Below are 21868 nucleotides of genomic sequence, written 5' to 3'. Positions count from 1 at the left end.
GACGCGGGGGGCGAAGCAGTGCCTCCCGTTCAGCGCAAGCGCGCCGGGCCCGGTCAGTCGACCGTGACGGCGCGTACGGGCGCTCCCAATCTTCCCGATCCGCTCGGCAACGATGTTGTCGGGGAACGTGCCGTCGCGCCCGCGATGGGCGCGGGCAAGGGCAGGGCCGTGCAGGCCGCCGCCGAAAGTGAGCTGAGCGGAGCCCCGGTGGCAGCCGGCCCGGGCGACGCGCTGTTTATCGACGCTGTGCTGGCGCAGTCCTACCGTCACTTCTTCGGGCCGACCTCGCAGCCGGCGGTGCCGCCGCGCCAGCAGGTGATCTCGATCACCAGGCTGATGGAAAAGCTGGCCTACCTCAAGCCGGCCGACCAGGCGCACGTGCGCGAGGCCTTCCAGTTCTCGGACGAGGCCCACCTCGGTCAGTACCGCCAGAGCGGCGAGCCTTACATCACGCATCCGGTAGCGGTGGCGGAACTGTGCGCCGACTGGAAGCTCGATGTGCAATCCATCATGGCGGCGCTGCTGCACGACGTGATGGAAGACCAGGGCATCACCAAGAGCGAGCTGGCGGAAAAATTCGGTCCCAAGGTGTCGGAGCTGGTCGATGGCCTGACCAAGCTGGACAAGCTCGAATTCCAGAGCCGCGAGCAGGCGCAGGCGGAGAGTTTCCGCAAGATGCTGCTGGCGATGGCGCGCGACGTGCGGGTGATCCTGGTCAAGCTGGCCGACCGCACCCACAACATGCGCACGCTCGATTTCGTGCCGCCGGAAAAGCGGCGCCGGATCGCGCTCGAAACGATGGAGATCTACGCGCCGATCGCTCATCGGCTCGGTCTCAACACCACCTACCGCGAACTGCAGGAACTGTCCTTCAAGGTCGGCTCGCCGTTCCGCTACGCCACGCTGGAAAAAGCGGTCAAGGCCGCCCGGGGCAACCGGCGCGAGGTGGTCAGGCGCATCCTCGAGACCGCGCAGAAGGCGCTGGGGGATGCCGGCATCGTGGCCGAGCTGTCGGGGCGTGAGAAGACGCTCTACAGCATCTACCGCAAGATGCACGACAAGCAGCTGTCGTTCTCGCAGGTGCTCGACGTATACGGGTTCCGCGTCGTGGTGGAAACCCAGATGCACTGCTATATGGCGATGGGTGCGCTGCACGGGCTGTACAAGCCCATGCCCGGCAAGTTCAAGGACTACATCGCCATTCCGAAGATCAACGGCTACCAGTCCTTGCACACCACGCTGGTGGGCCCGTTCGGCACGCCGGTGGAATTCCAGATCCGCACCCGCGACATGCACCAGATCGCGGAAGCCGGCGTGGCCGCGCACTGGATGTACAAGCACCAGGCCGACCAGGCCAACGATATCCAGCAGCAGGCCCACCAGTGGCTGCAGTCGCTGCTCGATATCCAGAGCCAGACCGGCGATTCGCAGGAATTCCTCGAACACGTCAAGATCGACCTGTTCCCGGATGCGGTCTACGTGTTCACGCCCAAGGGGCATATCCGCGCGCTGCCGCGCGGCGCCACCGCACTCGATTTCGCATATGCCGTGCACAGCGATCTCGGCAACCAGTGCGTGGCGGTCAAGATCAACAACGAGCTGCTGCCGCTGCGCACCGAGCTCAAGAGCGGCGACATCGTCGAGGTGGTGACGGCGCCGTACTCCAAGCCGAATCCGGCCTGGCTGGCCTTTGTGCGCACCGGCAAGGCGCGCGCGGCCATCCGCCACTATCTCAAGACCACGCGGCTCGACGAAGCCATCCAGCTTGGCGAGCGCCTGCTGGAGCAGTCGGCGCGCCAGCTCGGGATCGAGCTGAAGGCACTGCCGCAGTCGGTGTGGGATCGCATGGTGCAGTGGACCGGCAACAAGCACAAGGAAGACATCTTCGCCGACCTGGCACTGGGGCGGCGCGTGCCCGCCGTGGTGGCCAAGCGCATGGAGATCCTGCTGCAAGAGTTGTCCGGCGACGTCGACAGCGCGCTGCTGGCGGCCGTGCAGACCTTCGCCGGCGAAGAAGCGCCAGCGGTGCCGATCACCGGCGACGAAGGCATGTCGATCATCTTCTCGGCATGCTGCCGTCCGATTCCCGGCGATTCCATCGTCGGCTACCTGGGCAAGGGCGAGGGTTTGCAGATCCACGTGCAGGACTGCAAGGTGGCCAAGCGCCTGCACAGCAAGGATCCTGAGCACTGGATCGACGTGATGTGGGCGCGCAAGACCACGCGCGCCTTCGATGTGTCGATTAAGGTGATGGTGCGCAACGTCAAGGGTATCGTCGCCCGCGTCGCGGCCGACCTGACCTCGGCCGACGCTAACGTCGCGCACGTGTCGATGGAGCAGCAGGAGGGTGGCCAGCAGGAGGCCACCTACATGCAGTTCATCATCCAGGTGCAGAACCGCCTGCACCTCGCCAATGTGATGCGGGCGCTCAGGCGCAACCCCGACGTCATCCGCATCTTCCGCGACCGCAACGACGGCTGACCGTCGGCCGGCGTGTCCGGCTCAGTGCTCTCCCGTTTGCGCGGCGGTGCTCTGCTCCGCCTGCTTTTCGGGATAGCGAACCTCCAGGATATCGATCTGCTCGACCCCGGCCGGCGTGCGCAGCGGCACGGTATCGCCTTCGCGCGCCTTGAGCAGCGCGCGTGCGATCGGCGAAATCCAGCTCACATGGTTGCTGTCCAGGTCGACCTCGTCGGTGCCGACGATCGTGACAGTGGTTTCCTCGCCAGTCTGGCTGGCGTAGGTGACGGTGGCGCCGAAAAAGATCTGGTCGTTGTCGCCCTGCAGGGAAGGGTCCACCACCTCGGCTTTTTCCAGGCGCTTGGTCAGGAAGCGGATGCGTCGATCGATCTCGCGCAGGCGCTTCTTGCCGTAGTGATAGTCGCCGTTCTCGGAGCGGTCGCCGTTGGACGCCGCCCACGAAACGATCTGGACCACCTCCGGGCGTGCCACGTCGATCAGATGCATCAGTTCATCGCGCAAGCGTTGGTAGCCTTGGGCGGAGATATAGTTCTTGGTGCCAGGCGGCAGCGGGGTGGCGCCTTCGGGAAGGTCGTCATCCTCGTCGCCGGAAGACTCTTTGACAAATGCCTTGTTCATGGTTGGAATCACATCTGCGGGGCTGTCATTATAGGAAGGCGCGCGCGGTCAGAAGAAAAAGCAAAAAAATGTGCGTAGGGGGTTCACAAACGCTGAAAGTTCGCTATAATCTCTTTTCTCGAGTGCGGCTGTAGCTCAGTTGGATAGAGTACTTGGCTACGAACCAAGGGGTCGTGGGTTCGAATCCTGCCAGCCGCACCACCGATTAAAAGGGCTTCCAGAAATGGAAGCCCTTTTTCATTTCCGGATCCCGTTCATTCTACGGCGTTCTGCCCGTGCCCACGACGTGTGCGCATGACGGGCGTGCGAGCGATTGAGATTCTTCTCATCGTGTACGGCTCTTCCCGCCGCTAGTCTTTGTTCCGGCGCGCATCACATGCGCTTCTGTAGCCGGATCGCTCTGGTGCTGGTTGTTCCCGATCTGCCATGCCGAGCGATCGCACTCTCCCTTGGGGAATCCTGCGATGCGACCTCTGCCATGGTTTGTCTCCGCTGTGCTGCTCGCCCTGCTGGCCGATGCGGCGCGCCGCCGGCGCTTACCGCCGGTATCGTTGCCGCCTGATGCGCGCGGCAAGCTGGACTTGCGCGGCGGCACTTGCGCCGTGGTGCTCGATGGTAGCGCGATGCCCACCTCCGGTGGCCGCGAGCGCTGCCTGCTGGTGAGTCTTTTGCATGACGAGCGCTTCACCCTGAATGCCCGCACACTGGCTACCGGCGCCGATGCGCGCACGCAGGCGGACTTGCTGGCGAACGCCTGGCATATCCATACGGCCGGCGAAGCGCGAGGCACGCTGGCGTGGTTGCTGGAGGAGGGGCATCGCGCACTGTACCCTCAGGTTTGCCGGATCCTGTTTGCGGTGCCGCGTGCGGCCCGCGAGCGCGAGATCGTGCTGCTCGATGAATTGTTTGATCCGGTGCGCCTCGCGCTCTGCGTTGACAACCTCGAGCGCGCCATGCCGGACCTCAGGGCGAGCCGCGTGGTTGGTTCGCGGGTCGATCTCGCGCGTGGCGTGCTGGCCTGGGACATGAGCCGCGCGATCCATGTCGCGCGGGCGGCCTACGATTGCGGCATGCAGACCGAGGCGCAGGCCTGGGCGGTGATCGAGCGCGCGGCGTCCCAGGTCTTCGCGCAGCTTGAGTCCTGGGAGGAGGTTGCGGTGAGCTATCTGCTGGGCCGCGCGATGTGGGGCGGACCCGGCGCCGGCCTCTTGCGGCAGTTGTCGTTCGCTCGTCTTTGTCTTGAGGACTCGGCCAGTCCCTGGCGCGCTGCGCCTTATCGTGCTGCGGCCTGTGGCGCGTAGGCGCATGCCGTCTTGCGAGCCGCGTGCCGGCGGGCTAGGCTGGTTCAGGTGTGCGCATGACTCCTCGAGTCGTGCTTGCCGTGGACAACCCAGGAGATCTCATGAGCAACGCGGACTGGCGGGTGGAGGCTTATCGGGGCATGGACGTCTATGTCCTGGTTTCATCGCCGCGGGCGGGTGGCGTCGCGGCGCTGGGCGAAGTTGCTCAGTGGGGATACGAAGTCCGGGTCTGCCAGGAGGGTGCGGACCCGTCCGACGCCGGCGATACGGAGCGCTTGTCGAGCGGTGCCGCGCATTTTGCTACCCGGCACGCTGCCGAAGTGGCGGCCTTTGGCGCGGCCTACCAACTCGTCGACAAACTGGTGGGGCCCAGGGGGGATTAGCCGCCCGTCCGTTTGTCGCGGGCTTGCTGCAGGCGGAAATACGGCTCGCGGCGCTCCGTCGGGGGTTGGGGGAGTGCGTACAGCACATGCTGCCTGCCGCCCTTCGGGATGCCCTCGGGTAGCTATTGCGAAATGCGCAACATCGCATATTATGCCGTGATATGCATTCTTTATTCGTCTTTGATCGCGATCACGGCGACGATTGTCCTCCCGGCCTATCCTGGTGCTGAAGCGCGCAGCCTGTCAGGCGCGCAAGCAGCAAGGGGGTACATCATGTTGGAGTTCAATGGCTACAAGATCGTTTACGAGGTCCTGTCCCTGCCCAGGGGTAAATGGGCAATCGTTGTCGAGGTCATTCGCAAGAAGGATGGCGAGATCATTGAGAAGCGCCACAACCCGTTTCCGCACCAGTCCTTCGATACCAAGCTCGAAGCGCTGGACCAGGTCAACCGGTACCTGAAGAGCACGCTGGAGTCCGAGGATGAGGAGCCGCGTGCGGCGCGGCGCGCCTGATGGGAGCGCATGGACCTGCGATCCGGGATGCGGTGTGCCTGCGCTGCGGCGCAGGCCATCCAACGCGGAGAGGGAGGGCTAGAGTGCCTGGAAGCGGTTTTTTCACGATGACGTCACAAAGCGATTGCAATGCGCGGCGCGATCCACCATAATCCGGCCTCTCGGACGCGGGGTGGAGCAGTTGGCAGCTCGTCGGGCTCATAACCCGAAGGTCGCAGGTTCAAGTCCTGCCCCCGCAACCAAAGATCTTTTCCGGTCTTGCCTCCCGGCCGTCCTGGCCAAGCTCTGTAAATTCCTACGATCGAAATCCGCATTGCCCGGGGCTGTTTGCGCCGAACCGCGCTGGTCGCACCATCGCACTGCAGACGCAGTTCGCTAATGCGCTCTCAATGCCGCCCACGACCACCTCCGCTCCGGCCGCTGCCGCGTTGCCCGGAGGTTCCCCAGCCGCCATGTCCTCCCCAACTGCCATGGGCACCCCAGCCGCCGTGGTAATAGGGTCGTCCCATGCCGGAACGATAGGGATAGCCATACGGATAGCCGCCGTAGTATCGCCAGCCTCCGCGGTAGACCGGGCCTCGATAGCCGTAGCCGCCGTAGCCGTAATAGAAGGAGGCGCCGTAGGACCCGCTATAGAGCGGCAGCGGATAGCCGTAGTTGTAGCCGTATCCATAGCCGTACGCGCCAGCCGGATAGACCACGCCGCCATCATAGAACCCATAGGGATCGTAAGGGTTGTAGGAAGCGTAGCCGGCGTCATAGGGGTAGCCCACGCATGCGCCAACCGACAGCAGTGATACTGTGAACAGCAGCCGAAGCATGGCGCGGGGCATGATGCGTTGAGTCCGGCAATGGATCGCATCCGGCGGTTGCCGGACGATACCAATTAGAGATCGCGATCCGCCGGGAGGTTCATTACCCCGCGAGCGCGCACGCGGGCCGCCGCCCGCTTGAATCTCAGGCTGGCGTCCGGGCCAGTTCGGCGGCGCGTGCAAAGGTGTCGCGCACCTGCGGCTGACCCTCGCGGGCCGCGGACTCGGCGCGCGCGGTCAGCCGCTCGATCAGCACACTCAGGTTATTGCCCGCGGGCGTGGCCTTGCTGGCGCCGCACTGGTCGACGGCCTCGCGCACGATCTGGCTGAGTTCCTGGCCGACATCGGCACCATCGAAGGCACTGATCGACAGGGCGGAAATCTGCTCAAGGTAAAGATTGACCAACGCTTCGTCATGTACCGGTTCGGGCATTTCCGTCTCCTGGGCAGAGTGGCTGGGTGCATTTCATTGTAGTGGGCGGCATGCGCGGCGGCTGTCGGCACGCGGCTGACAGTACCGGTTTCCTGCACGCCGGTTGACTTGCGTCAGGTCAAGTCATCGGCAAATGGTAATGATTCCTATTTGTGTGGCGAGTCGCTTTCTCTTACAATCGGCGCTCCCCGGAGCGCCATCAGGCTGCTGGCTCAACTGGCCTGCAGGTGCCGCCCGCTAACCGTCTCGCCGAGGTAATCGAAATCATGATGCTGCAAATCCCCGATGTGCTGACACAGGCTCAGGTAGCCCAATGCCGCGCGTGGATGGACGCGGCGGAATGGACCGACGGCAACGCCACTTCCGGCCATCAATCGGCGCTGGCGAAGCGCAACCTGCAGTTGCCGGAAGGCTCGCCCGTGGCGCGCCAGGTCGGCGACCTGATCCAGGATGCGCTGGGGGCCAACCCGCTGTTCATTTCGGCCGCGCTGCCGCTCAAGGTCTACCCGCCCTTGTTCAATCGCTACGAGGGTGGGCATGCATTCGATAATCACATCGACAACGCCATCCGCCACCTGCGCGGCACCAGCTTCCGCATTCGCAGCGACCTGTCGGCCACGCTGTTCCTGACGGCGCCGGAGGATTACGACGGCGGTGAACTGGTGGTGGAGGACACCTACGGCCAACAGCGCGTAAAGCTGCCGGCGGGACATATGGTGCTGTATCCCGCCACCAGCCTGCATCACGTCAGCCCGGTCACGCGCGGCGCGCGCGTGTCGTCATTTTTCTGGATTCAGAGTATGGTGCGCGACGAAGGCCAGCGTTCGGTCCTGTTTGATCTCGATACGCAGATCCAGCGGGTAGGCCAGGCGCTTGGACAAAAAGAGCCGGCCGTGGTGGGGCTTACCGGTGTCTATCACAACCTGCTGCGGCGCTGGGCCGACGCCTGAGGGCGGCGCAGCGATCCGCTGCGAGGCGGGATCAGGCGGTTGCCGCAATGGCGGCTGGCAGTGAGGGGAACGGGAGGGAGATGGGGGAAGCGAGGCGTCATGAACCGCTGGGGCCGGCGCCTCTCGTCACCGGCCTCGATCGGCCGGCGCGTGATGGTGTAACGAGGGTGCAGCGCCTCTAATGACGATCGCGATCCCAGTGTTGCCGGGGCAAGGGAACGGCGACGCGTCGTCGCGCGGGTTTGAGCGCGCGCTGCATGGGCCAGAAAACGTACGTGGTATGCGGGTCCATCGGCTTGCCAAAATAGGACACCCACACCTGCACGCCCTGTTCGGTTTCGGCAACGATTGCGGCCACTGCGCGGGCCGCGACTGCGGGAGACTTGAGCAAGGTGGCCAGCGCTTCCACGCCTTGGACCACGTGGTGCTTGACACCACCGAACCATGCGTACTGACGCATGGCCGACAACAAACGCTTGGTCATGAACGCTACTGTTTAGTTAGTGATGGGAATGAGACCGGAGCTTACACGCTTTGTTCAGTCTTAAATGATGCGTCCTATCTATCGATTACCCTGAGTCATCGGATCTGGCAACCCGGATCTGGCAAGCGCGCGCGGCGTATCGTATCTGTTGTTGTTCGCTTGAGGTCGATCGTCCGCCGCATTGACAACGCGATGGACGAGGGTTAGCGTCATCGTCAGGAACATCCGATCCGGTGGGAGCTTGCCGATGACCGAAGACATGCTCATGCAACTGATGGTCGAAGTCGAGAAGGAGGACCCGATCGACTATGCCGACCTGCCCTTCGACGATGCGACGTTGCGCGCGTTGGTGTGCCATCTGGTAGCGCAGCGTTCCAGCGCGATGGAATCGGCGGGCATGCCGGTGGATGCGCTGCTGGCCACCATGTGGGCCTCCACCGCCAAGCTGGTGCTGGAGAATATGGTGCTCAACGCGCGGCTGCTGACGCTGCAGGGCTTGCCGGATGACGCCAATGCGCTGATCGAGCGCATCGCCCGGCAATCGCGCGGCACGCCTTGAACCGGACCGGCCGGTTTCCCCATCCGTCTCATGTGACGAATTGGTGTGTGGTGCATCAATCTCATTGAGCGCGGCGCCCGCCATTTCGATAAACTACGGGTTTTCGCCCCCCGACACCGTCCTGTTGCCGCGTATGCAACTGCGCGGTGCTGTTGACATGGAATGGAGGATTTCGGGTGATCAAGTGGATAATCGTCGCGACGTACCTGGGAGCGATCCTGTACGTGCATTTTCGCGGCAAGGTGAGGCTGCGCATCTGGCGCCAGTTGCTGGATCATTCGGCACTGGTGGCGCCGGTCAACTGCTTCATGTATGTTTTTTCGGGCGTGCCGCGCACGCCCTACATCCCCGTCGAGCGCTTTCCGGAACTCGAGAAGATCCGTGCCGCGTGGCCGGAGATCCGCGATGAGGGCCTGGCCCTGGCCGCCATGCGCAAGATCAAGGCCGCCGACAAGAACGATGACGCGGGTTTCAACTCGTTTTTCAAATACGGCTGGAAGCGTTTCTACCTGAAGTGGTATGAAGCCCGCCATCCTTCGGCCGAGGTTCTGTGCCCGCGCACTGTCGAGCTGCTGCGTGGCCTGCCGAGCGTGAAGGCGGCGATGTTTGCCGAACTGCCCCCCGGCGGCAAGCTGAACCCGCACCGCGATCCGTTCGCGGGTTCGCTGCGTTACCACCTGGGTCTGGCCACGCCTAACGACGACCGCTGCTTTATCGAGGTCGATGGCGAGCGCCATAGCTGGCGCGACGGGGAAGGCGTGGTGTTCGACGAGACCTACCTGCACTGGGCGGAGAACAAGAGCGACAGCAACCGGCTGATCCTGTTCTGCGATATCGAGCGTCCGATGCGCTTCGGCTGGGCCGGCAAGGTCAACCGCTGGCTGGGCCGCAAGGTCATGACCGCGGCGAGTTCGCCCAACGAGGAATCCGACCAGACCGGCGTGATCAATCGCCTGTTCCGTGTTGTCTGGCTGGGCGGGCAGTATCGCCGCCGCTTTAAGGCATGGAGCCGGCCGGCGTACTACGTGGTGAAGTTCGGCCTGATCGCCGCGGGCGTGGCATTGATCGTGTACCTGTAACGCGAGCTTCAAACGCAGCGCGGTCCCTGGCGGACCGCGGCGCGCAAAAACAGAAAGGGCCGGCTGATGCCGGCCCTTTCTGTTTGCGGTGCGCTATCGGCGGCGGCGTTCGCGCTCGTCGTCGAGCGCTTCGTAATGGGCGCGCTTGGCCTGGTACATGCGCGAGTCGGCCAGCTTGACGGTGTCGCTCAGGCGATCGCCGGCACTGCAGCTTGCCGTGCCGATCGACAGGCTGAGCGCGGTGCCCGGATAGAACTGGTTGTTGAGCTCGACCACCTGATGGATCTGCTCGACCACCGTGGCCGCGCCGCGTTCGTCGCGCGCCGGCAGCAAAATCATGAATTCATCGCCTCCCACCCGGGCCACGCAAGCCTGCTCGCCAACGGCCTTCTTCAGCGCCTCGCCGGTACGGCGCAGCAAGGCATCTCCGTCGCCGTGGCCGAGCTGGTCGTTGACCTGCTTCAGCCCGTTGAGGTCCACCGCGATCACGCTGACCGGCCACGGGCCCTTGCGGCCCAGGCGCGCGAGTTCGTCTTCGTAGTACGCGCGGTTGTAGAGCTTGGTCAGCACGTCGTGCTTGCCCAGGAACTCAACATAGGCCTCGGCCTTCTTGCGCGCGGTGATATCGGTCAGGGAGACCAGCACCTGGTCCCAGTCCGCCTCGTGGCCGGGAAAGACCGACCACTGCATGAACACATCCACCGGCCGGCCATCCAGCGCGTAGTTGACCACCTCGCGCTGCTGCCAGAGCTTTTCGTTCCAGAGGTCGATCAGCTGCTCGGCGAACTGGATGCGCATATTGTCGCGGAACACATCGCCCAGGCGTGACAGCAGTTCCCGCTTGGACGACGCGCTGAACATCAGCAGGGTTTGCTGGTTGACGTCGAGTACGCGGATCTCCTGCATGCAGCGCGAAATAAAATCCGGGTGCACGTTGAGGAAAGTGCGGAAATCCGTGATGCCCGCGCCGCGCACTTCGTCCAGCAGCAGCTTGACCGCGCTGAAATCCTCGACCCATAGCGAGACCGGCGAATGCTCGAACAAGCCCATCGCGTATTGCTCGCTGCGGCGCAGCTCGTGCTCGGTGGCGACGCGCGCGGTGATGTCCTCGATCGACAGCAGCACGCGTTCCCAGGTCGCCTCGTGGCCGGGCATGACCGTTGCCTCCAGCCGGATGTCCAGCCGCTTGCCTTCCAGCGTGTAGTTGACGGTCTGGCTGGAAAAACGCAACCCGCCGTCCCATAGCTGGGCGAGCTCCTCGACGTGCTGGTCGAACATATCGTCGCGAAAGACGGTATCTAGATTGCTGACGAGATCGGAAAGGTCCGAGGCGCGAAAGAGGTCCAGTGTGCGCTGGTTCACATCCAGCACCCGGATCCGTGCCGAACAACGGGCGACTTCCTGCGGATGGGTGCGCAGGTAGCTGCGCAGGTCGCTGACGCCCTGCGCGCGCAGGACCTGGAAGTACTCGCGCACCGCGCTGAAGTCTTCAAGCCACAGCGAGACCGGCGCGAGCTGGAACATGGTTTTGTATTCGGCGTCGATACGCGACGTCTCAGTCGTGGCTACCAATCTCTTTTCTCCCTTTCCCGATAAGCGCGCCAGCCGGGCCGGAGCGCAGGCGGCACGGCTGATCGGGCCATCCGGAATCTGCCGGGAAGGTTGCCGCCATGCTCGCTACGGGCGATAGCATATGGCAGCAGAGGAAGAAATGGGTGGTGTGTGGCGTAAAAACACGCCTGGCGGGTTGCCGCAGCCGCTGGCCCGCCGCTCAGGCCTGGCGGGAAAGCTCGGCAATGCGCGCGGGCGCGTGCCCGTGCGGCGATTTTTCTTGCTCGGCAATCAGTTGCAGCGTGGCCGCCTGCAGCAGCGAGCCGGCGGTCAGATGGGCGGCCAGCGTGCGCAGCTCGTCGAGCTTGCCGCCGGCTGCGGTTTGGGCGTAAGTCATGTCGGTGACTGTCTGGACAGGAACATGGCGGATGGTATCGGCAAGCAAGCCATGTCCGCTTTGTCCTTGATCATGCTTCGTGTGTCTGGCGCCGTCCTTGGCGTCATGGCTAGCCTTGGTCTCGCGGATGTCCGCGCGCGGCGCCAGGCGATGCGCCTGGTCGGCGCGGCGAGCCGTGCAAAGGCGCAAGGCGGAACCCACGGTCTCGACGGCAAGGGGGAGGGAGGGGTGCGGCATCTGGTTCTCCTTGTGAGCGTGGGCTGCCGGTTTCGGCAATGTTCGCAAGGATGCCGGCAGCCCCCGAGGGTGCCTAGGGGGCTGCGATGAACGGCGCGATGGGAGGAGTGAATGGTGGCGCTGGGCGACGGATGCTGCGCTCCAGGCCGCTTTGCCCGGCGCCGGCCGTGGCTAGCGGCCCTCAGCCGCCGCGCCTGGCTCCCGCGCCGCCCTGTGGCCCTGGCCCTGGCCCTGGCCCTGGCTTGTCGGCCACGCGCGCCACCACGCCAGCAAGCGTGCGCAGCGCGCGCTCGATGGCAGGCGAATACGGCGTGCCGCAGTTGAGCCGCAGGAAATGGTCGAAGCGGTTGGAGTTGGAGAACATCACGCCGGGGACCACGCGGATGCCGGCCTCCATGGCCTTGTCGAACACCGTCTCGGACGATACCGATCCCGGCAACTCCACCCACAGGTGCAGGCCGCCGTTCGGGTTGGAGGCGCGCGTGCCCGCGGGGAACTCGGCTGCAATCGCTTGCGCCACCTGCCCGCGCTGGCTGCGCAGTTGCTCGCGCAGGCGCCGCAGGTGACGCTCGAAGGCGCCCGACCCCATGTACTCGGCGGCAGCGATCTGCGCCAGCAGTTCGTTGGGCCGCGACTGGCTGTACTTGAGCATCTCCACGCGCGCCTGCCATCTGCCCGCGGCAATCCAGCCCAGCCGCATGCCAGGGGCCAGTATCTTGTGCAACGAGGCGCAATGGATCACGCCGCCGCCGCGGTCCCAGGCCTTGAGCGCGGCCAGTGGCGCGTCGCTGTCCGCCAGCGCGGAGAAGCAGTCGTCCTCGATCAGCGCGATGGCGCGCTGCTCGCACCATGCCACCAGTTGCGCCTTGTTGGCGTCCGGCATGATGCTGCCCAGCGGATTCTGCAGGTTCGGCACCACCACCACGGCGCGGATGTTGTCGTAGGTTTGTGCCGCCAGTTCCAGCGCTTCGAGCGAGATGCCGGTCTGCGGGCTGCTGGGAATCTCCAGCGCCCGCATGCCCAGGCTTTCCAGTATCTGCAGCAGGCCGTAGTAGGTGGGCGACTCCACGGCAATCACGTCGCCCGGGCGCGCCACCGCGCGCAGGGCAAGGTTGAGGGCTTCCGTGCAGCCATGGGTGACCATGATGTCTTCGGGCGCCACGGTGATGCGCGAAAGCAGTGCGTGCCGCGCCAGCACGGCGCGAAAAGCCGGGTGCCCTTCGGCGTCGGCGGCGCTGCCGAACAGATACGGGTGGCGCCGCAGCGCGCGCGCCGCGGCATTGCGCAGGGCCTCCGCCGGGTAGAGTGCCGGCGCGCCGCAGGCGCCGGCGAAGCTCACCTCGACCGGAAGCTGGCGTCCGCGTGCGGTGATGGCGGAAATGCGCTCATGGATGCCGACGTACTGCGCGGGGTCCGGCAGCGTGGCGGCGGGTTCCTCGATCGGTGCCAGCGGCTTGTGGCGGGTATGCCGCACGAAATAGCCCGAGCGCGGCCTGGCTTCGAGCAGGCCATCGCTCTCCATCTGCCGGCAGGCTTGCAGTGCGGTGGACAAACTCACGCCATGCAGCTCCATCAGGGTGCGCACGGAGGGGATGCGATCTCCCGGCTTCAGTGCGCCGGTTTCGATGGCATGCAGGTAGTGCTGGGCGAGCTGGCGATAGAGCGGGGCGGATTCCATGCGGCATGGTGGCGCGGCGGGAGCCGGCACAACAGATACAGATGTATGGCTTCTGTATCGTAACAGATGGATTGAGGCGCCTCTGTTATGGTTCACAAGCCGCTGGCGTGTGCCTGTTTTGGTCCGGTACTGCCCGGTAGTCTGGAACCCTGTCAAAGCCAGGGAACAGGCATCATGCAAAGCTATCGTTCAGAACCAATCATCGTCGCTGTCGAGCCGGTGCAGGTTGCCCACGCCACGCCGGCGGCGAGCGTGCCGCAAGCGCAGACGCTCGACCTCGAAACCAGCCGTGTGCTACGGTTCCATGCCCAGGCCGGCACCACGCTTTATGTGCTGGAGGGCGAAGTGGACATGGTCGAGGCGCCGCGCTGGCTGTCCGGCACGGTGTGGCGCCTGCCGCGGCGCCTGCCGGCTGGCAGCGCGGCGGAACTGCCGGCGGGCTGGGTGGAAGTGCTGGCGCGGCGAGCGGCCACGCTGCGGCTTCAGCCACCGCCGGCGCGGGCCTGGTGGGCCCGCTGGCTGGCGAGGTAACGCCGGGAGCGCCATTGGTGGCGCGGCAATGCAGGCAATGCATACATGGAGAGCAACACGATGACCGAACTGGCAATTTCCTACGACGACGTGGTCCAGGCCCACCGCCGCCTGGAGGGCGTGGCGCACCGCACGCCGGTGATGACTTCCACTACCGCCGATGCGGCAAGCGGCGCGCAACTGTTTTTCAAGTGCGAGAATTTCCAGCGCATGGGCGCGTTCAAGTTTCGCGGCGCCTATAACGCCATCGCGCAGTTCACGCCCGAGCAGCGGGCGGGCGGGGTGATCGCGTTTTCCTCGGGCAACCATGCGCAGGCGATCGCCCTGTCGGCGCGCCTGTTCGGCGTGCGCGCGGTGATCGTGATGCCGCGCGATGCGCCCGCGATCAAGATCGCCGCCACCCGCGGCTATGGCGGCGAAGTGGTGCTGTACGACCGCTATACCGAGGATCGCGAAGCCATCGGGCGCCGTCTGGCGCAGGAGCAAGGCCTGACGCTGATCCCGCCTTACGATCATCCGCATGTGATGGCCGGGCAGGGCACGGCCGCCAAGGAACTGTTCGAGCAGGCCGGGCCGCTGGATGTGCTGCTGACCCCGCTGGGCGGCGGCGGCCTGTTGTCGGGCTGCGCCGTGGCCGCGCGCGCGCTCAACCCGGACTGCCTGGTGATCGGCGTGGAGCCCGAGGCTGGCAACGACGGCCAGCGCAGCTTGCGCACCGGCAAGATCGTCCACATCGATACCCCCGCCACGCTCGCCGATGGTGCCCAGACGCAGCATCTCGGCCAGCTCACCTTCCCGGTGCTGCGCAGCCTGGTGGACGATGTGGTGACGGTCAGCGACGCGGAACTGGTCGAGGCCATGGCTTTCTTCGCCAGCCGCATGAAGATGATCGTCGAGCCGACCGGCTGCCTGGCGGCCGCAGCCGTGTTCGCCAAGCGGGTTGCCGTGACCGGCAAGCGCGTGGGCGTGCTGCTGTCCGGCGGCAATGTGGACCTGGCCCGCTTTGCCGCCCTGGTGCAGACGGCACAGCCGGCGCAGGACTGAAGGGCTGGCGCGCCGCTCAGTCCTGGCGGTCGTGGGCGCTCAGCATGGCATGCGCCACCAGGTCCAGCGCGGGCCGGGTGTCGCCGTTCTTGTCGGTCCAGACCTTGGGCGTCAGGCTGCCCGACAGCGCCACCGACTCGCCATCCTCCAGCGCCAGCAGCGCGGCGCGCACCTTGTCGGCAAAGGCGATCACGTTGACGATGACGGTATCGCCGTCGTTGACCGCGGCCTTGAGCTTGGCGGTGACGTATAGGCTGCCGCCCTGGCCGGTACGCTCGCTCGCATGGCCGTGGAGCCGGCCGCTGACTAGTGCGTCGATCATTTTTCTTCCTTCCTGGGATTGTCTGGTTGGGCTGCGGGCAACGCGTGCCGGGACACGTTTCCACCTTGCCGGGGTGCGGAAGATCTCACAATTTCGTGGCCTCGTGGCGGAGAATGCGGACCTTGGCCCTAAAAACGATAAAATTGCGGTCCGGCCAGCCCGACGCTCAACCAGAGTGCAGTCAGCGCCCCTTCCAGGGCCGACCCACCGGCCGCAGAATTCCAGGTTCCCATGCTACGTCTAAGTGAAGTCAAACTCCCGCTCGATCATGCCGAGAGCGATCTGAAGGCCGCCGTCCTCGCGCGCCTCGCCGAAATCGGCGTCAAGGCCGACGGCCTGACCGGATTCACCGTGTTCCGACGCGCGCACGATGCCCGCAAGCGCTCCGATATCAAGCTCACCTACATCATCGATATCGAAGTCACGGACGAAGCGGCGGCGATCAAGCGCATGGCCGGCAAGCCGAACTGGAGCGTGACGCCGGACATGGCCTACCGCTTCGTCGCGCAGGCACCGGCGCCGGGCACGGCCTTGCGCCCGGTGGTGATCGGCATGGGGCCGTGCGGATTGCTGGCTGGCCTGATCCTGGCGCAGATGGGCTTCAAGCCCATCATCCTGGAGCGCGGCAAGGAAGTGCGCGAGCGCACCAAGGACACCTTCGGCCTGTGGCGCAAGAGCGTGCTCAATCCCGAGTCGAACGTGCAGTTCGGCGAAGGCGGCGCCGGCACCTTCTCCGACGGCAAGCTGTACAGCCAGATCAAGGATCCGAAGCACTACGGCCGCAAGGTGCTCGACGAGTTCGTCAAGGCCGGCGCGCCGGAAGACATCCTCTATCTCGCGCGTCCGCACATCGGTACCTTCCGCCTGGTCAGCATGGTGGAGAAGATGCGCGCCGAGATTTTCTCGCTCGGCGGCGAGATCCGTTTCGAGACCCGGGTCGAGGATATCGACATCGAACGCGGCAAGGTGCGCGGCCTCAAGCTGTCCAATGGCGAGTACCTGGAGGCCGACCACGTCATCCTGGCGGTGGGCCACAGCGCGCGCGACACCTTTGAGATGCTGTCTGAACGCGGCGTGTTCATGGAGGCCAAGCCGTTCTCGCTGGGCTTCCGCATCGAGCATCCGCAGGGCATGATCAACAGCAGCCGCTTTGGCAAGTTCGCCGGCAACAAGCTGCTGGGCGCCGCCGACTACAAGGTGGTGCACCACGCCAGCAACGGCCGCGCGGTCTACAGCTTCTGCATGTGCCCCGGCGGCACGGTGGTGGCCGCGGCTTCGGAGCCGGGCCGCGTGGTCACCAACGGCATGAGCCAGTACGTCCGCGCCGAGCGCAATGCCAATGCCGGCATCGTGGTCGGCATCACGCCGGAAGATTTCCCTGGCGGCCCGATGGCCGGCATTGCCTTCCAGCGCCACTGGGAAGAGCGTGCGTTCGAACTCGGCGGGCGCAACTACAACGCGCCGGCGCAACTGGTTGGCGACTTCATCGCGCGCCGGCCTTCCACCGCGATGGGCTCGGTCGAGCCTTCGTACAAACCAGGCGTTACGCCGACCGATCTCTCGACCGCGCTGCCCGACTACGTGATCGAGGCCATCCGCGAAGCACTACCCGAACTCGACAAGAAAATCGCTGGTTTTGCCATGCACGATGCCGTGCTGACCGGTGTGGAAACGCGCACGTCTTCGCCGCTGCGCATCCGCCGCAAGGATGACTACCAGAGCATGAATGTGGAAGGCCTGTACCCGGCCGGCGAAGGCGCAGGCTATGCGGGCGGCATCTACTCGGCGGCCATCGATGGCATCGAGGTGGCCGAGGCGGTCGCACTGAGCATCGTCAACGGCAACGCGGCCTGAGCGCCTGCCGCGCGGCCTTAATCCGCGGCAGCGGCTTCCAGATAGGCCGCCGCGCCCAGGCCGGCGGCAAGCCCGCTGGCAAAGCAGGCGGTCAGCAGGTAGCCGCCGGTGGGCGCTTCCCAGTCCAGCATCTCGCCGGCGCAGAACACGCCCGGCATGGCACGCAGCATCAGACCGGCGTCCAGCGCCTCGAACTCGACGCCGCCCGCGCTGCTGATCACTTCGTCGATCGGGCGCGCGCGCAGCAGGCGCAAGGGTAGCGCCTTGAGCGCTACCGCCAGCCGGGCGGGATCGGCAAACGCTTCCTTCGACAGGCATTCGCGCAGCAGTCCGGCCTTTACGCCGGTGATGCCCAGCTTGCTTTGCAGATGGCTCGACAGCGAGCGCGCGCCGCGCGGGCGCTGTACCGCGTCGGCTACGCGTTCGGCACTCAGGCCCGGCGCCAGGTCGAGGTGGATCACGGCTTCCCCCGTGGCTTCGAGCAGGTCGCGCATCGGCGCGCTTAGCGCATACACCAGGCTGCCCTCGATGCCACCCGCGGTGATGACGAATTCGCCTTGGCGATAGTGTTCAATGCCATCCCGGTCGCGCAGGCCGATTGCCACCGCTTTCACCGGCTGCCCGGCAAAACGCGTGTGGAAGTGCTCGCTCCACGCTACGTCGAAACCGCAGTTGGCCGGGCGCAGCGGCGCTACCCCGACGCCGCGCGCGGCCAGCAGCGGCACCCAGGCGCCGTCCGATCCCAGTCGCGCCCAACTGCCGCCGCCCATTGCCAGCACCACCGCGCTGGCCTGCACCACGCGCTCGCCTTCCGGCGTGGCGAAGCACAGCTTGCGGGGGAAGTCGCCGCCGGCGTCCGCCCAGCCCAGCCAGCGATGCCGCATATGGAACTGCACGCCGGCTTCACGCAGGCGGTGCAGCCATGCGCGCAGCATCGGCGCGGCCTTCATGTCGGTCGGAAAGACACGGCCCGAGCTGCCGACGAAGGTACCGATGCCCAGGCCGTGCACCCAGTCGCGCAGCGCTTGCGGATCGAAGCCCGCCAGCAGCGGCGCGATCTGCGCGCTGCGGCTGCCGTAGCGCGCCAGGAAAGGCTGCGCGGCTTCGGAATGCGTCAGGTTCATGCCGCCGCGCCCGGCCATCAGGAACTTGCGGCCGACCGATGGCATGGCGTCGTACACGTCCACGCGAAACCCGCGCCCAGCCAGTGCCTCGGCCGCCATCAGGCCCGCGGGTCCGCCGCCGATCACGGCGATGCTGGCGGCTGGGAGGGGGGCGGTGGGTGCAGACATGGTTTGAATCCGGGGGAAAGCGGTCGGTCGCGGAATGCGGCGCAAGGTATGGTGCGGCGGATCGGATTATATAGGGCAGGGCGAGGCAGCTTGCCCGTGCCGGAACGCCTGCGAGGTGCAACTGCTAAGATCGCGCTTTCCCGCGTGCTACTGGTTTCCTGCGTTCCCCCATGCTCTTGCCGTCTCGCCTGTCGTTCCCGCTTCCCGCCGCGCGGGCTGTCGTGCTGGTCTTGCTGAGTCTGCTGGCAGGGGTGACACAGGCCCAGGAAACAGCGCAAGGCCTGCAGGACAAGGCGATGAAGGGCGACTTCCTGGCCCAGCGCAACCTGTCCTACTGCCTGCAGTCGGGTTGCCTCGGTCTGGAGCGCGACCGCGTCAAGGCCTGCATGTGGCGCAAGGTCATCCTGCTGTCGGGCGATCGCCATGTCACCGACCTGGATAGCGCCAATCTGGAGTACGTCTGCGGCAAGCTCAGCGCGGCCGAGCGCGATGCGGCCATGCGGCAGGCCGAGACGCTGGCGCGCCAGATCTACGCGCCGCGCCGCTAGGCGGCACCGCCTCGTAGCGGCGGTGCGGGCAGCGGGCGCTAAAATAACGGTTTAGCGCCGTCCGTCATCGCCATGTCTTTCGCTTCGCCATCCGGCCAGTCCGTCGTGCACGCCACCCAGCAATGGCTGGAGCGCGCCGTGATCGGCCTCAACCTGTGTCCCTTCGCCAAGGCCGTGCACGTGAAGCGGCAGATCCGCTATGCGGTGTGCGAGGCCACCGATACCGAGGGCGTGCTGGCCGATCTCGAAACCGAGATGCGCACGCTCGCCGATGCCGATCCCGCCGAGATCGACACCACCTTGCTGATCGTGCCGCATGCGCTGGCCGATTTCCTCGAGTACAACGATTTCCTCTACTTCGCCGAGCGCCTGCTCAAGAGCCTGCGGCTGGCGGGCATCCTGCAGATCGCCAGCTTTCATCCGGACTATGTGTTCGGCGGCAGCGAGCCGGACGACATCGAGAACTACACCAACCGCGCGCCTTACCCCATCCTGCACCTGCTGCGCGAGGACAGCATCGCGCGGGCCGTGGAGGCGTTTCCCGATGCGGCGGAAATCTACGAGCGCAACGAGCAGACCATGCGCCGGCTCGGCCACGAGGGCTGGCGCAAGCTGATGGCCGAAGACGGCGGGAAATAAAAAACGCGCCGTCGCGGCGGCGCGTTGATCAGCCCCGGCAGCGCCGGGGCCATGACGCAAGGCAGCATCAGCCGGCAGCGGCCGGCTCTTGCGTATAAAAGCGTTCTTCCATCTCCTCCAGTCCCAGCGTGCGCAGCACTTCATGCAGCCGCTCGGCCGGGCGCCGGCGCGGCAGGTCCTTGTACTGCGCGATGATCAGCTCGTTCTTCATGGAGTGCTCCCAGCCCACCAGCTCGGTCACGCTGACCTGGTAGCCGTGCGCCTCCAGTTGCAGGCAGCGCAGCACATTGGTGACCTGGCTGCCGAACTCGCGCGTATGCAGCGGATGGCGCCAGATCTCGGTGAGCGGATTGCCGGCCAGCAGCTTTGCCTTGTTCCTGCGCAGCACGCCGGCCACTTCGGCCTGGCAGCAAGGCACCACCACGATGTATTTGGCGCGCTTCTCCAGCGCGAAGCGGATCGCATCGTCCGTGGCCGTATTGCAGGCGTGCAGGGCGGTGACGATGTCGATGGTGGGCGGCAGTTGCGGCGAGGTGATCGAATCGGCCACCGACAGGTTCAGGAACGACATGCCCTTGAAGCCCAGCCGGCTGGCAAGCTCCTGCGAACTGCGCACCAGTTCCTCGCGCGTCTCGATGCCGTAGATGTGCGACTGGTCGAGCTGCTCCTTGAAGAACAGGTCGTACAGGATAAAGCCCAGGTAGGACTTGCCGGCGCCGTGGTCGACCAGCGTCACGTCGGGGTGATCCTGTTTGAGATCCTGCAGCAGCGGCTCGATGAACTGGAACAGGTGATAGACCTGCTTGAGCTTGCGGCGGCTGTCCTGGTTCATCTTGCCGTCGCGCGTGAGGATATGCAGCGCCTTGAGCAGCTCGATGGACTGGCCGGGACGGATTTCGTTGGGGCTGGACGCCGGTGCGGCGGGCGTCTTGGACGCCGGGGACTTCTGGGCCATCTGGGATGTTTCGAACCTGGGAAAAGCGGTGAGGCGTGCGCCAAAGCCGGACGACGCTGCGCCGGCACAGCGAGAGTTTACCGAAAGTCGCGCCAGGCCGGGCGAGTGATGGAAGCGGCGCATGCCGGTCCGGCCGGCAATGGCGCGTCAGTGCAGGCAGTAATCCACCGGCGCGAGCGGCGGCGGCAACTCGGTTTCGCCCAGTGCTTCCTTCATGCCGATCTCGATGGCGCGGCACAGCGCGTCGAGCGGCAGGTCGTTGGGGCTGGTGCCGAACGGCTCTTCCAGTTCATCGCCCAGCGCATCGAGGCCGAAGAAGGTATATGCCACGATCGCCACCACGATGGGCGTGACAAAGCCGATGGTATCGACCAGCCCGAACGGCAGCAGGAAGCAATACAGGTATGCGGTGCGGTGCAGCAGCAGCGTGTATGAGAAGGGGATGGGCGTGTTGCGGATGCGATCGCATGCCACCGCCGTGGCCACCATGTGCGACAAAGTGTCGTCGATGCCGGCGGCAAGGCAAGGATCGACACGGCCTTGCCGCACGCAAAGGCCCAGATCCTCGCCCATGCCCATCATCAGCGCGGCTGGGGCGTTGGTGCTGCGCTGCAGTGCAGCAAGCTCCGCGGGCCGCAGCCAGGATCGCTCCAGCCCGGTATCCGCACTGCTGCCGCGCAGGCGGTTGCGCAGCGCGTAGGCATAAGCCATGGCGCGCGAGATCATGCGAACCCGCACATCGTCCAGCCCGGCCGGGGCAGCGGCGGCGCTACCCGGCGCCTCGGCAATCAGGCCGAGGCATTGCCGAGCCAGGTTCTGGCTGCGTACCACCAGGTCTCCCCACAGCTTGCGGCCTTCCCAGAAACGGTCGTAGGCGGCGGTATTGCGAAAGCCCAGGAAGATGGCCAGCGGCAAGCCGATCAGCGTGAAGGGAATGGCCGTGAGGGTGATCTTGTGCTGGAAAAACGCACCGTGGCTGAGCGTGACGCCTACCGCCACCACCAAGTTCACCAGCAGCGCGCGCCAGATGCGGGGCAGGACCGAGCCTCGCAGGACCAGGAACAGCTTCAGTCCCGAGGGGCGTTCTCGCACGATCATCAGTGATCCTCTTTGCTACGGTGTGGCATTCCGTCGATGGACGGAAGTGTACATTTTCCGCCGCTGGCGGTGGAGCGTCCGCCGGCCAAGTCACCCGGCTCAAGTTTTC

At 65.6% G+C, this 21868-nt stretch carries 23 protein-coding genes and 2 tRNA genes; 14 read left to right on the top strand and 11 right to left on the bottom strand.

Features of this window, described 5'->3' with window-relative positions; all coding sequences use genetic code 11:
- The first annotated feature begins 63 nt into the window (after positions 1–63).
- On the top strand, positions 64–2481 hold the full coding sequence (locus AC1DS6_RS08715) for a RelA/SpoT family protein (protein ID WP_441632135.1): 2418 nt from the start codon (positions 64–66) through the stop codon (positions 2479–2481).
- A 21-nt stretch (positions 2482–2502) separates the two neighbouring features.
- Here AC1DS6_RS08715 and greB read toward each other — a convergent pair whose 3' ends face one another.
- Positions 2503–3099, bottom strand: coding sequence for a transcription elongation factor GreB (greB, locus tag AC1DS6_RS08710; protein WP_045238628.1), 597 nt, complete (start codon positions 3097–3099; stop codon positions 2503–2505).
- A 124-nt stretch (positions 3100–3223) separates the two neighbouring features.
- Between greB and AC1DS6_RS08705 the strand changes: the two genes are divergently transcribed.
- The 5 genes from AC1DS6_RS08705 to AC1DS6_RS08685 all read left to right on the top strand — a co-directional run bounded on the left by AC1DS6_RS08705 (position 3224) and on the right by AC1DS6_RS08685 (position 5538).
- Positions 3224–3300, top strand: a tRNA-Arg gene (locus tag AC1DS6_RS08705).
- Between the two features lie 263 nt (positions 3301–3563).
- Positions 3564–4400 (top strand): DUF1266 domain-containing protein, encoded by an 837-nt coding sequence (locus tag AC1DS6_RS08700; RefSeq protein WP_441632093.1) that lies wholly within the window; start codon positions 3564–3566, stop codon positions 4398–4400.
- Between the two features lie 101 nt (positions 4401–4501).
- On the top strand, positions 4502–4783 hold the full coding sequence (locus AC1DS6_RS08695) for a hypothetical protein (protein WP_441632091.1): 282 nt from the start codon (positions 4502–4504) through the stop codon (positions 4781–4783).
- Positions 4784–5056: 273 nt separating this feature from the next.
- On the top strand, positions 5057–5296 hold the full coding sequence (locus AC1DS6_RS08690) for a hypothetical protein (RefSeq protein WP_477102441.1): 240 nt from the start codon (positions 5057–5059) through the stop codon (positions 5294–5296).
- Positions 5297–5462: 166 nt separating this feature from the next.
- Positions 5463–5538: transfer RNA gene (locus AC1DS6_RS08685), tRNA-Met, on the top strand.
- A gap of 144 nt (positions 5539–5682) precedes the next feature.
- Here the strand turns inward: AC1DS6_RS08685 and AC1DS6_RS08680 are convergent.
- Positions 5683–6129 carry a hypothetical protein gene (locus AC1DS6_RS08680; protein ID WP_441632087.1) on the bottom strand — a complete coding sequence of 149 codons (447 nt, stop codon included), beginning with the start codon at positions 6127–6129 and terminating at the stop codon, positions 5683–5685.
- A 124-nt stretch (positions 6130–6253) separates the two neighbouring features.
- A complete protein-coding gene (locus tag AC1DS6_RS08675) occupies positions 6254–6541 on the bottom strand; it encodes a hypothetical protein (RefSeq protein ID WP_276287725.1) in 288 nt (95 codons plus the stop codon).
- A 266-nt stretch (positions 6542–6807) separates the two neighbouring features.
- Between AC1DS6_RS08675 and AC1DS6_RS08670 the strand changes: the two genes are divergently transcribed.
- A complete protein-coding gene (locus AC1DS6_RS08670; RefSeq protein WP_441632085.1) occupies positions 6808–7491 on the top strand; it encodes a Fe2+-dependent dioxygenase in 684 nt (227 codons plus the stop codon).
- A 178-nt stretch (positions 7492–7669) separates the two neighbouring features.
- Here AC1DS6_RS08670 and AC1DS6_RS08665 read toward each other — a convergent pair whose 3' ends face one another.
- Positions 7670–7975: a hypothetical protein gene (locus tag AC1DS6_RS08665; RefSeq protein ID WP_035859467.1), complete on the bottom strand. Its 306-nt coding sequence runs from the start codon at positions 7973–7975 to the stop codon at positions 7670–7672.
- A 247-nt stretch (positions 7976–8222) separates the two neighbouring features.
- On the opposite strand from AC1DS6_RS08665, the gene AC1DS6_RS08660 reads away from it, so the two are divergent.
- The gene (locus AC1DS6_RS08660; protein ID WP_035859468.1) at positions 8223–8534 is read left to right on the top strand and encodes a hypothetical protein; all 312 of its coding nucleotides are present in this window, start codon (positions 8223–8225) and stop codon (positions 8532–8534) included.
- Positions 8535–8710: 176 nt separating this feature from the next.
- Positions 8711–9613 carry a lipid A hydroxylase LpxO gene (gene lpxO, locus AC1DS6_RS08655; protein ID WP_035859469.1) on the top strand — a complete coding sequence of 301 codons (903 nt, stop codon included), beginning with the start codon at positions 8711–8713 and terminating at the stop codon, positions 9611–9613.
- A 93-nt stretch (positions 9614–9706) separates the two neighbouring features.
- Here the strand turns inward: lpxO and AC1DS6_RS08650 are convergent, their stop codons facing one another.
- From AC1DS6_RS08650 to AC1DS6_RS08640, 3 genes are all read right to left on the bottom strand, one after another.
- Positions 9707–11137 (bottom strand): sensor domain-containing diguanylate cyclase, encoded by a 1431-nt coding sequence (locus AC1DS6_RS08650; RefSeq protein WP_477102459.1) that lies wholly within the window; start codon positions 11135–11137, stop codon positions 9707–9709.
- A gap of 247 nt (positions 11138–11384) precedes the next feature.
- Positions 11385–11798: a hypothetical protein gene (locus tag AC1DS6_RS08645; protein ID WP_477102440.1), complete on the bottom strand. Its 414-nt coding sequence runs from the start codon at positions 11796–11798 to the stop codon at positions 11385–11387.
- Between the two features lie 181 nt (positions 11799–11979).
- Positions 11980–13476, bottom strand: coding sequence for an aminotransferase-like domain-containing protein (locus AC1DS6_RS08640; protein ID WP_477102439.1), 1497 nt, complete (start codon positions 13474–13476; stop codon positions 11980–11982).
- Positions 13477–13650: 174 nt separating this feature from the next.
- Between AC1DS6_RS08640 and AC1DS6_RS08635 the strand changes: the two genes are divergently transcribed.
- Positions 13651–14007, top strand: coding sequence for a hypothetical protein (locus tag AC1DS6_RS08635; protein WP_477102438.1), 357 nt, complete (start codon positions 13651–13653; stop codon positions 14005–14007).
- Positions 14008–14067: 60 nt separating this feature from the next.
- Positions 14068–15051, top strand: a complete 984-nt coding sequence (locus tag AC1DS6_RS08630; protein ID WP_441632075.1) for a threo-3-hydroxy-L-aspartate ammonia-lyase — start codon at positions 14068–14070, stop codon at positions 15049–15051.
- A 16-nt stretch (positions 15052–15067) separates the two neighbouring features.
- Here the strand turns inward: AC1DS6_RS08630 and AC1DS6_RS08625 are convergent, their stop codons facing one another.
- Complete coding sequence (locus AC1DS6_RS08625) at positions 15068–15373, bottom strand: single-stranded DNA-binding protein (RefSeq protein WP_045238616.1); 306 nt, start codon at positions 15371–15373, stop codon at positions 15068–15070.
- A gap of 231 nt (positions 15374–15604) precedes the next feature.
- On the opposite strand from AC1DS6_RS08625, the gene AC1DS6_RS08620 reads away from it, so the two are divergent.
- On the top strand, positions 15605–17227 hold the full coding sequence (locus AC1DS6_RS08620) for an NAD(P)/FAD-dependent oxidoreductase (RefSeq protein ID WP_441632072.1): 1623 nt from the start codon (positions 15605–15607) through the stop codon (positions 17225–17227).
- A gap of 17 nt (positions 17228–17244) precedes the next feature.
- On the opposite strand, the gene AC1DS6_RS08615 is transcribed toward AC1DS6_RS08620, so the two are convergent.
- The gene (locus AC1DS6_RS08615; protein WP_477102437.1) at positions 17245–18519 is read right to left on the bottom strand and encodes a TIGR03862 family flavoprotein; all 1275 of its coding nucleotides are present in this window, start codon (positions 18517–18519) and stop codon (positions 17245–17247) included.
- 170 nt (positions 18520–18689) lie between these two features.
- Here AC1DS6_RS08615 and AC1DS6_RS08610 point away from each other — a divergent pair, with 170 nt between their 5' ends.
- On the top strand, positions 18690–19067 hold the full coding sequence (locus AC1DS6_RS08610; protein WP_441628172.1) for a hypothetical protein: 378 nt from the start codon (positions 18690–18692) through the stop codon (positions 19065–19067).
- Positions 19068–19139: 72 nt separating this feature from the next.
- Positions 19140–19706, top strand: coding sequence for a DUF1415 domain-containing protein (locus tag AC1DS6_RS08605; protein ID WP_035859476.1), 567 nt, complete (start codon positions 19140–19142; stop codon positions 19704–19706).
- Between the two features lie 67 nt (positions 19707–19773).
- Here the strand turns inward: AC1DS6_RS08605 and AC1DS6_RS08600 are convergent, their stop codons facing one another.
- On the bottom strand, positions 19774–20661 hold the full coding sequence (locus AC1DS6_RS08600; protein WP_477102436.1) for a class I SAM-dependent methyltransferase: 888 nt from the start codon (positions 20659–20661) through the stop codon (positions 19774–19776).
- 147 nt (positions 20662–20808) lie between these two features.
- The gene (locus AC1DS6_RS08595) at positions 20809–21759 is read right to left on the bottom strand and encodes a bestrophin family protein (RefSeq protein ID WP_441628168.1); all 951 of its coding nucleotides are present in this window, start codon (positions 21757–21759) and stop codon (positions 20809–20811) included.
- Positions 21760–21868 lie beyond the last annotated feature (109 nt).

It is taken from the genome of Cupriavidus sp. 05L310 (assembly GCF_056398185.1).
The sequence above is the reverse complement of the archived record's forward strand: the minus strand, read 5'-3'. Positions and strand labels throughout refer to the sequence as shown.

What these genes read in the sequence shown, in the direction of transcription:
- greB (WP_045238628.1), bottom strand. Translation starts at nt 3,099, where the DNA reads ATGAACAAGGCATTTGTCAAAGAGTCTTCCGGCGACGAGGATGACGAC.
- AC1DS6_RS08700 (WP_441632093.1), top strand. Translation starts at nt 3,564, where the DNA reads ATGCGACCTCTGCCATGGTTTGTCTCCGCTGTGCTGCTCGCCCTGCTG.
- AC1DS6_RS08695 (WP_441632091.1), top strand. Translation starts at nt 4,502, where the DNA reads ATGAGCAACGCGGACTGGCGGGTGGAGGCTTATCGGGGCATGGACGTC.
- AC1DS6_RS08690 (WP_477102441.1), top strand. Translation starts at nt 5,057, where the DNA reads ATGTTGGAGTTCAATGGCTACAAGATCGTTTACGAGGTCCTGTCCCTG.
- AC1DS6_RS08680 (WP_441632087.1), bottom strand. Translation starts at nt 6,129, where the DNA reads ATGCCCCGCGCCATGCTTCGGCTGCTGTTCACAGTATCACTGCTGTCG.
- AC1DS6_RS08675 (WP_276287725.1), bottom strand. Translation starts at nt 6,541, where the DNA reads ATGCCCGAACCGGTACATGACGAAGCGTTGGTCAATCTTTACCTTGAG.
- AC1DS6_RS08670 (WP_441632085.1), top strand. Translation starts at nt 6,808, where the DNA reads ATGATGCTGCAAATCCCCGATGTGCTGACACAGGCTCAGGTAGCCCAA.
- AC1DS6_RS08665 (WP_035859467.1), bottom strand. Translation starts at nt 7,975, where the DNA reads ATGACCAAGCGTTTGTTGTCGGCCATGCGTCAGTACGCATGGTTCGGT.
- AC1DS6_RS08660 (WP_035859468.1), top strand. Translation starts at nt 8,223, where the DNA reads ATGACCGAAGACATGCTCATGCAACTGATGGTCGAAGTCGAGAAGGAG.
- AC1DS6_RS08650 (WP_477102459.1), bottom strand. Translation starts at nt 11,137, where the DNA reads ATGTTCCAGCTCGCGCCGGTCTCGCTGTGGCTTGAAGACTTCAGCGCG.
- AC1DS6_RS08645 (WP_477102440.1), bottom strand. Translation starts at nt 11,798, where the DNA reads ATGCCGCACCCCTCCCTCCCCCTTGCCGTCGAGACCGTGGGTTCCGCC.
- AC1DS6_RS08640 (WP_477102439.1), bottom strand. Translation starts at nt 13,476, where the DNA reads ATGGAATCCGCCCCGCTCTATCGCCAGCTCGCCCAGCACTACCTGCAT.
- AC1DS6_RS08635 (WP_477102438.1), top strand. Translation starts at nt 13,651, where the DNA reads ATGCAAAGCTATCGTTCAGAACCAATCATCGTCGCTGTCGAGCCGGTG.
- AC1DS6_RS08630 (WP_441632075.1), top strand. Translation starts at nt 14,068, where the DNA reads ATGACCGAACTGGCAATTTCCTACGACGACGTGGTCCAGGCCCACCGC.
- AC1DS6_RS08625 (WP_045238616.1), bottom strand. Translation starts at nt 15,373, where the DNA reads ATGATCGACGCACTAGTCAGCGGCCGGCTCCACGGCCATGCGAGCGAG.
- AC1DS6_RS08620 (WP_441632072.1), top strand. Translation starts at nt 15,605, where the DNA reads ATGCTACGTCTAAGTGAAGTCAAACTCCCGCTCGATCATGCCGAGAGC.
- AC1DS6_RS08615 (WP_477102437.1), bottom strand. Translation starts at nt 18,519, where the DNA reads ATGTCTGCACCCACCGCCCCCCTCCCAGCCGCCAGCATCGCCGTGATC.
- AC1DS6_RS08610 (WP_441628172.1), top strand. Translation starts at nt 18,690, where the DNA reads ATGCTCTTGCCGTCTCGCCTGTCGTTCCCGCTTCCCGCCGCGCGGGCT.
- AC1DS6_RS08605 (WP_035859476.1), top strand. Translation starts at nt 19,140, where the DNA reads ATGTCTTTCGCTTCGCCATCCGGCCAGTCCGTCGTGCACGCCACCCAG.
- AC1DS6_RS08600 (WP_477102436.1), bottom strand. Translation starts at nt 20,661, where the DNA reads ATGGCCCAGAAGTCCCCGGCGTCCAAGACGCCCGCCGCACCGGCGTCC.
- AC1DS6_RS08595 (WP_441628168.1), bottom strand. Translation starts at nt 21,759, where the DNA reads ATGATCGTGCGAGAACGCCCCTCGGGACTGAAGCTGTTCCTGGTCCTG.